This is a genomic window from Pseudomonas nitroreducens TX1 (genome assembly GCF_000313755.1).
Classification (GTDB): domain Bacteria; phylum Pseudomonadota; class Gammaproteobacteria; order Pseudomonadales; family Pseudomonadaceae; genus Pseudomonas; species Pseudomonas nitroreducens_A.
The window spans coordinates 1-6,259 of the sequence record NZ_AMZB01000068.1 but is presented as its reverse complement, the minus strand read 5'-3'; the positions used below and the strand labels follow the sequence as shown (position 1 = coordinate 6,259).

Sequence of the window (6,259 nt, the reverse complement as noted above, 5' to 3'; positions counted from 1 at the left end):
CTCCTACCTGAAACACCGTGCCGAGGCCCGCCCTCTCTCCCCGCCCTGGCTGCGCGCCCCGCTCCGAAGGGAGAGGGAGCTATCTGAGCCGGCTGACACTGTGGTTTCAGCCGGCACCCAACCAGTCCCCTCTCCCTTCAGGGAGAGGGTTAGGGAGAGGGGAAATCCCAGGCACGAGCTTTCAGAGAAAGACAGTTGCTCCTACGCCAGCGGGGCCAGGCGTGAGCGTTGCCGCAATCCCCGGCGTGCGTAGGAGCGGACTCCGTCCGTGATCGGGTGGGCGTGAACCCGGAGCTGCACGATCACTCAGAGAATGATCTTGTCCTTGAGCTTCTCCGCCGCCTGCTGCAGTGCCTGGATGACCCGTTCCTTGTCGTAGTTCTGCACGTTGTTGGTGTCCAGGTACATGGAGAAGCCCGGCACCTCGTGCTCGACAAAGCTGGGGTTGGAGCCCAGGTCGCGGCGGAAGTCGACCACCTGGTAGATCTGCACCGGTTTGCTGAAGCCCTTCACGGCGATCTGGCCCTTGTCGCGGCACATCAGCACGTCCTTCACCAGCGAATAGGTCTCGTGGCTGATGAGGATCTCGCCGGCCTCGGCGGCGCTTTCCAGGCGGCTGGCGAGGTTCACTTCGCGGCCGATGATGGTGTAGTCCATGCGCGTATCGGCGCCGAAGTTGCCCACGGTGCAGTAGCCGGTGTTCAGGCCCATGCGCACTTCCAGCGGCTTGGTGATGCCCTGGGCCCGCCACTGCTGGCGCATGACCTTCATGTGCTTGCGCATGGCCACGGCCATGGACACGGCAGCCACGGCGTCCTTCTTCGCGCCCTGGGTGGCCGGGTCGCCAAAGAACACCATCACGCAGTCACCGACGAACTTGTCGATGGTGCCGCCGTATTTCAGGGCGATCTTCGACATCTCGTTGAGGTAGTTGTTGAGCATGTCGGTGAGGGCTTCGGCCTCGAGTTCCTCGGAAAGCTCGGTGAAGCCCTTGATGTCGGAGAAGAACACCGTGAGCTTCTTGCGCTGGGTCTCCAGGCGTACGGTGCGCTTGCCGCTGAAGATCGACTCCCATACCTGCGGCGACAGGTACTTGGCCAGGTTGCTGGCCAGGCGCGCGGCCTTTTCCTGCTCCAGGGTGATGTCCGAACGGGCCTGCGCCAGGCGCAGGCCCTGCTGGTGCACGAAGAAGGCGGTGATGCAGATGTAGAGGGTGGAGAACAGCACGCTCACCAGTGCGACGATGCTCGGCGTCTGGCCCTTGTAGGCCGGTGAGATCAGCGCGGCGCTGAGTACGGCGGCGCTCAGCGCCACCAGCAGCGCCAGGCCCAGCGAACGCAGGCCGCCGATGATCAGTGCGGAGAAGGCGAGGATCAGCACCAGCATCAGGCTGGGCACCTCGGAGAAGCCCAGCAGCGTGGTGGCGATGCCGGCATGCAGGGCGTCGATGAACAGCAGCACCAGGCGGGTACGTTGTGGGTTGTCGCGCTTGAAGCGGCGGCTGACCTGCTGGGCGAGGTGCGGGTAGAGCAGGGCGTACGGAATCATCCAGAGGATGTCGTAGCCGAAGTACTTGGCGAAGGTACCGGCGGTAATGGTCGCGGCAACGGCGATGTAGGCCAGCACGCGGGAATGGTATTCGCGCAGGGGGGCGGGGGTGAGCGGCGTGCTGGAGCGCTCAAGAACGTTAGGCTTCATGCGCAAGAAACTTCCCTGGTGTGCGTAGGCTTTTGGCCGATTGCGCGTCTGATTTGGGGAGGGATCTTATTCCATGCGCAGCCCCCGGGCCAGCGGCGGTTCGCCACTCTTCGTCGCGAACCGCCGGTCGCCTTGGGACCCTCAGGCCATGGTGCCGTCGGGCTTCTGGTAGATGGAGCGGCGGGGCTGGGCAAAGACCCGGCGCAGCATGGGTTCGAAGAACTCCAGGGGTAGCACTTCACCTTCCGGGTCGAAGGCGGCGGCGTCGTAGCGCGCACAGAATTCGATGGTCTGCTCGAACTGCGGGTGGTCCTTGAACTGCTCGCGCAGGTGCCGGTCCAGGCCCAGGTGATGGAAGAAGTAGTACCCCTGGAAGATCGCGTGCTTCTCGATCATCCACAGGTTCTCTTCGCTGACGAACGGCTTGAGGATGGCCGCGGCGATGTCGGCGTGGTTGAACGAGCCGAGGGTATCGCCGATGTCGTGGAGCAGGGCGCAGACCACATACTCCTCGTCTCGACCGTCGCGGTGGGCCAGGGTGGCGGTCTGCAGCGAATGGGTCAGGCGGTCCACCGGGAAGCCGCCGAAGTCGCCGTCGAGCAGGCGCAGGTGGGCCAGTATCCGGTCGGGCAGGAGGGCCGCGTACTGGCCGAAGTCCTTGGCGATGATCGCCCAGTCCTCGGCGCTGCCGTCTTCCATGTGGGTGAAGTGGGCGCGTGCGTTCATCGGGCTGTCCTCTTGTGATTGTTGGAGGGGGACGGCACCAGTCTAGAAGCGCACGGCGTTGGCGGTAGTGTCCGTGCAGCGCCAGCGGGGTGTCCTGCTGGGCGCGAATGGCACGGCATCAGCCGCGCCCATGGACGGCCTGGGACCGCTCAGGGGTTCTGCGGGTCGTGCCCCAGCGACTGCAGGAACAGCGAGAACAGCTCCGGCTGCGAGGAGATGTCGAGCTTGTTGTACAGGTGGCGGCGGTGGACCTTGATGGTCTCCGGCGAGATCGCCAGGCGCTCGGCCATGGCCTTGGAGGAGTAACCCCGCAGGATCAACCGAGCAATCTCCAGTTCGCGTTCCGAGAGAACGCCGGCGCCGAACTGGCTCAGGGCATCGCGCACCTGTACCGCCACGCCGTCGCTGATGCCGGGAAGCAGGCGTTGGCTGCGTTGCTGCCAGTGCTGCTGCATCAGCGCCAGCACCCAGGGACAGAGCATCGCCAGCAGGCCGGTCTGCTCGCCATCGAACAACCGGCGCATACCCAGCGACAACGACAGCGCGCCCTGGCCGGGGAGCTGGAGGATGAACTGCACCTCGTCCTCCAGCACGTTGTCGTGGAAGTAGCTGAGGAAGTACTCGCTCTGGCGGAACTGGTCCGGGGCGATTTCCTCCAGCCGGTACAGCCCGCTGGGCACGCCCTCGCGGCACGCCTGGTAGAAGGGGTCGAGCTGGAACAGGCCGTCGAGGTAGATGGCCATTGCGGCCGGCCCGGCGGTGGGCTCGGCGTCATATTCCTCCAGCGCCACCGGGGTACCGCCGGCCGGGTAGAACATCGCCAGGGCGTTATCGAACGGCAGCCACTGGTGCAGCAACAGGACCAACTGCTTCCAGAAGCGCGGCTGGCTGATCTGCTCGATGGTGCGGCCGAGGTTGGCGTGCATGCCGACTTCGCGGAACAGGGTGTGCATCGTCGGGGGGATCTCCGGGGGCGTGGCGTGGATTCGGCCCACGGTTTCCTCCTTTTACCCGGGCATCGTCAAGAGGGCGTAACCCCAAATGGTGATTGGCCGCCACCGGCGCCATGTCCAGACTGCACCCCACGCAGCGCCCCGCATAGAGGGCGCGACAAGGTCTTCGTTCCTGCCTCAGCCACCAATAACAACACGAGGAAACAACGATATGAGCGCTTCCCCTGCGCCAGCGAGCGCGCTCAAGCCCAGCCTGGGCGTGCTCGACGTGGTCGCCATCACCGTCTCGGCGGTGACCCCCGCCAGCTCCGTTTTCGTCATCGCGCCGTTCGCCATCCAGCAGGCCGGCAGTGGTGCCTTCCTGGCCTTCGTCTTCGCCGGCTTCCTGGCGCTGATGTTCGCCTGGTGCTACGCCGAGCTCGGCCGTGCCCACAGCTCCGCCGGTGGCGAGTACGTCTACGCCAAGCGCGTGTTCGGCGGCCTAGCCGGTTACGCCACCTTCCTCACCGTGCTGGTCTCGCTGCTGTTCATCCCGCCGGTACTGGCGACGGGGGCGGCGACCTACCTCAACAACGCCCTGGGCACTCACTTCGACACCCAGACCGTCGCCCTGGTGATAGTCGCCGCCAGCTACCTGCTGGGCATCCTCAACATCCGGGTCAACGCCTGGATCACCGGCGTGTTCCTGCTGTGCGAAGTGGCGGCGCTGCTGGTGATCGTGGTGCTCGGCTTCGGCCATGTCAGCCAGCCGGTGAGCGTGCTGGTGGCCCCGCAACATATCGACGGCGGGATACTGGCCGCCGCGCCCTGGGCGCTGGTGATCGGTGCCGTGGGTACCGCGCTGTTCTCCTACAACGGCTTCGGCGGTGCGGTGCTGCTGGCCGAGGACATGAAGTGCGGCGGGCGCAACGTACATCGCGCGGTGATCTGGTCGCTGTTGCTGGTGGTGGCGATCGAGATAGTCCCGCTGACCGCACTGCTGTTGGGCGCGCCTTCGCTCAAGGACATGATTGCCAGCCCCGATCCGGTCGGCTACCTGCTGACCGCCCACGGCAATGAAACGCTGTCGCGGCTGGTCAGCGCCGGCATCTTCCTCTCGGTGTTCAACGCCATCGTCGCCATCGTCATCCAGGTCGGCCGGGTGATCTTCAGCAGCGGCCGCGACGAGCTGTGGACGCCGCTGATGAACCGCGCCTTCACCCGCATCCACCCGCGCTGGGAATCGCCGTGGATCGCCACGCTGTTCCTCGGCGTGCCTTCGGCGGCGCTGAGCTTCAGCTCGAACCTGGCGGACCTGACTTCCTTCACCGTGCTGCTGCTGGTGATGGTCTACCTGGTGGTGGCGCTCTGCGCGCTGTTCAGCCGTGTGCTGCGCCGCGACCGCGAGCACCCGTACCGCATGCCGCTGTGGCCGTTGCCGGCGATGCTGGCGGTGGTCGGCGCCGGCTACCTGTTGCTCAACCTGCTACTGGACGCCTCTTCGCGGGACGTCATGATCATTGTCGGGATACTGGCCGTGTCGGTGATTCTCTACAGCACCTACGGCAAGCTCAGCCCGGCCTTCCAGAAGCTCTGAGCCTGTCCAATGTCTGCCTGCGCTTGTCCATGCTGCGTTAAAAGCAGGCTCAAAATGCTCATTTACCATTCGTAAACTGCGCTATTTCGCCTGCTTTTGCCTTGCCTGAACTGCGCTCGGCGAGACCTTGAACAGGCCCGTTTATAAGGAGACAGCATGCGCGCTCGTCAACTCGGCATCACCCTCGGCCTGGGCACTCCCGGCGAGTTCAACGCCATTACCGATGTTCGCGGCATCCGCGTCGGCCACAGCACCCTGATCGGCGAGCGCGACGGCAAGGCCGTGCGCACCGGCGTCACGGTAGTGCAACCGCGTGACAGCGCGGCGCGCCAGCAACCCTGCTTCGCCGGCTGCCATGTGCTCAACGGCAACGGCGACGCCACGGGGCTGGAGTGGATTCGCGAGTCGGGGCTGCTGACCACTCCCATCGCCATCACCAACACCCACAGCGTGGGCGCGGTGCGCGATGCGCTGATCGCCGCCGAGCATGCCGAGTTGGCGGACCCTTCCATTTACTGGTGCATGCCAGTGGTGATGGAAACCTACGACGGCCTGCTCAACGACATCTGGGGCCAGCACGTCGGCGCCGAACAGGTGCGCGAGGCGTTGGCCTGCGCCGAGTCCGGCCCGGTTCGGGAGGGCCCGGTGGGTGGCGGTACGGGGATGATCTGCCATGAGTTCAAGGGCGGCATCGGCACCTCCTCGCGCAAACTGCCGGCGGAGCAGGGCGGCTGGACCGTGGGCGCACTGGTGCAGGCCAACCATGGGCAGCGCCGTGAGCTGCGGGTGGATGGCTATCCGGTCGGCCGCCACCTGGGCGATCTGCCGTCGCCCTTCGCTGAACAGGGAACGCCCGGCATGGGCTCCATCGTGGTGATCCTCGCCACCGACGCGCCGTTGCTGCCGCACCAGTGTCAGCGTCTGGCACAACGCGCCTCGCTGGGCATTGCACGGACTGGCGGCGGTACTGACGACTCCAGCGGCGACATCTTCCTTGCCTTCGCCACCGGCAACCGCGACCTGCCACCGGCGGATTACGGTCGCAAGAACCTGCCCTTCGCCACGCCGTTGGAGATGGTCAACAACGACCACATCTCGCCGTTGTTCGCAGCCGCCGCCGAGGCGGTGGAGGAGGCCATCGTCAACGTGCTGCTGGCCGGGTGCGACATGCGTACTGACGACGGGGTTCTGGTACCGGCCTTGAGCGGCGAGCGGTTGCTGGCGGCCTTGCGCGAAGCCGGCTGGCGCGGTTGAGGCCCTGTCGAGCGCCCGGTGGGCTGGCAAAACCTGTAGGAGCGAGCTTGCT

Annotated in this window: 5 protein-coding genes; 2 read left to right on the top strand and 3 right to left on the bottom strand. The window is 65.7% G+C overall.

What is annotated here, in order from left to right; genetic code table 11:
• Positions 1–306: 306 nt before the first annotated feature.
• The 3 genes from C167_RS0102630 to C167_RS0102620 all read right to left on the bottom strand — a co-directional run bounded on the left by C167_RS0102630 (position 307) and on the right by C167_RS0102620 (position 3,377).
• Positions 307–1,698 carry an adenylate/guanylate cyclase domain-containing protein gene (locus C167_RS0102630; RefSeq protein WP_017516705.1) on the bottom strand — a complete coding sequence of 464 codons (1,392 nt, stop codon included), beginning with the start codon at positions 1,696–1,698 and terminating at the stop codon, positions 307–309.
• Between the two features lie 141 nt (positions 1,699–1,839).
• Entirely contained in the window at positions 1,840–2,424 is a 585-nt protein-coding gene (locus tag C167_RS0102625; RefSeq protein WP_017516704.1) for an HD domain-containing protein, read from the bottom strand.
• A 149-nt stretch (positions 2,425–2,573) separates the two neighbouring features.
• Positions 2,574–3,377, bottom strand: coding sequence for a helix-turn-helix transcriptional regulator (locus tag C167_RS0102620; protein WP_017516703.1), 804 nt, complete (start codon positions 3,375–3,377; stop codon positions 2,574–2,576).
• A gap of 211 nt (positions 3,378–3,588) precedes the next feature.
• Between C167_RS0102620 and C167_RS0102615 the strand changes: the two genes are divergently transcribed.
• Both C167_RS0102615 and C167_RS0102610 read left to right on the top strand, forming a co-directional pair.
• The gene (locus tag C167_RS0102615) at positions 3,589–4,953 is read left to right on the top strand and encodes an APC family permease (protein ID WP_017516702.1); all 1,365 of its coding nucleotides are present in this window, start codon (positions 3,589–3,591) and stop codon (positions 4,951–4,953) included.
• Between the two features lie 156 nt (positions 4,954–5,109).
• The gene (locus C167_RS0102610) at positions 5,110–6,207 is read left to right on the top strand and encodes a P1 family peptidase (protein WP_017516701.1); all 1,098 of its coding nucleotides are present in this window, start codon (positions 5,110–5,112) and stop codon (positions 6,205–6,207) included.
• Positions 6,208–6,259 lie beyond the last annotated feature (52 nt).

Bases quoted from the DNA above. Each gene is read 5' to 3' on its own strand.
- C167_RS0102630 (WP_017516705.1), bottom strand. From the start codon at position 1,698: ATGAAGCCTAACGTTCTTGAGCGCTCCAGCACGCCGCTCACCCCCGCC.
- C167_RS0102615 (WP_017516702.1), top strand. From the start codon at position 3,589: ATGAGCGCTTCCCCTGCGCCAGCGAGCGCGCTCAAGCCCAGCCTGGGC.
- C167_RS0102610 (WP_017516701.1), top strand. From the start codon at position 5,110: ATGCGCGCTCGTCAACTCGGCATCACCCTCGGCCTGGGCACTCCCGGC.
- C167_RS0102620 (WP_017516703.1), bottom strand. From the start codon at position 3,377: ATGCACACCCTGTTCCGCGAAGTCGGCATGCACGCCAACCTCGGCCGC.
- C167_RS0102625 (WP_017516704.1), bottom strand. From the start codon at position 2,424: ATGAACGCACGCGCCCACTTCACCCACATGGAAGACGGCAGCGCCGAG.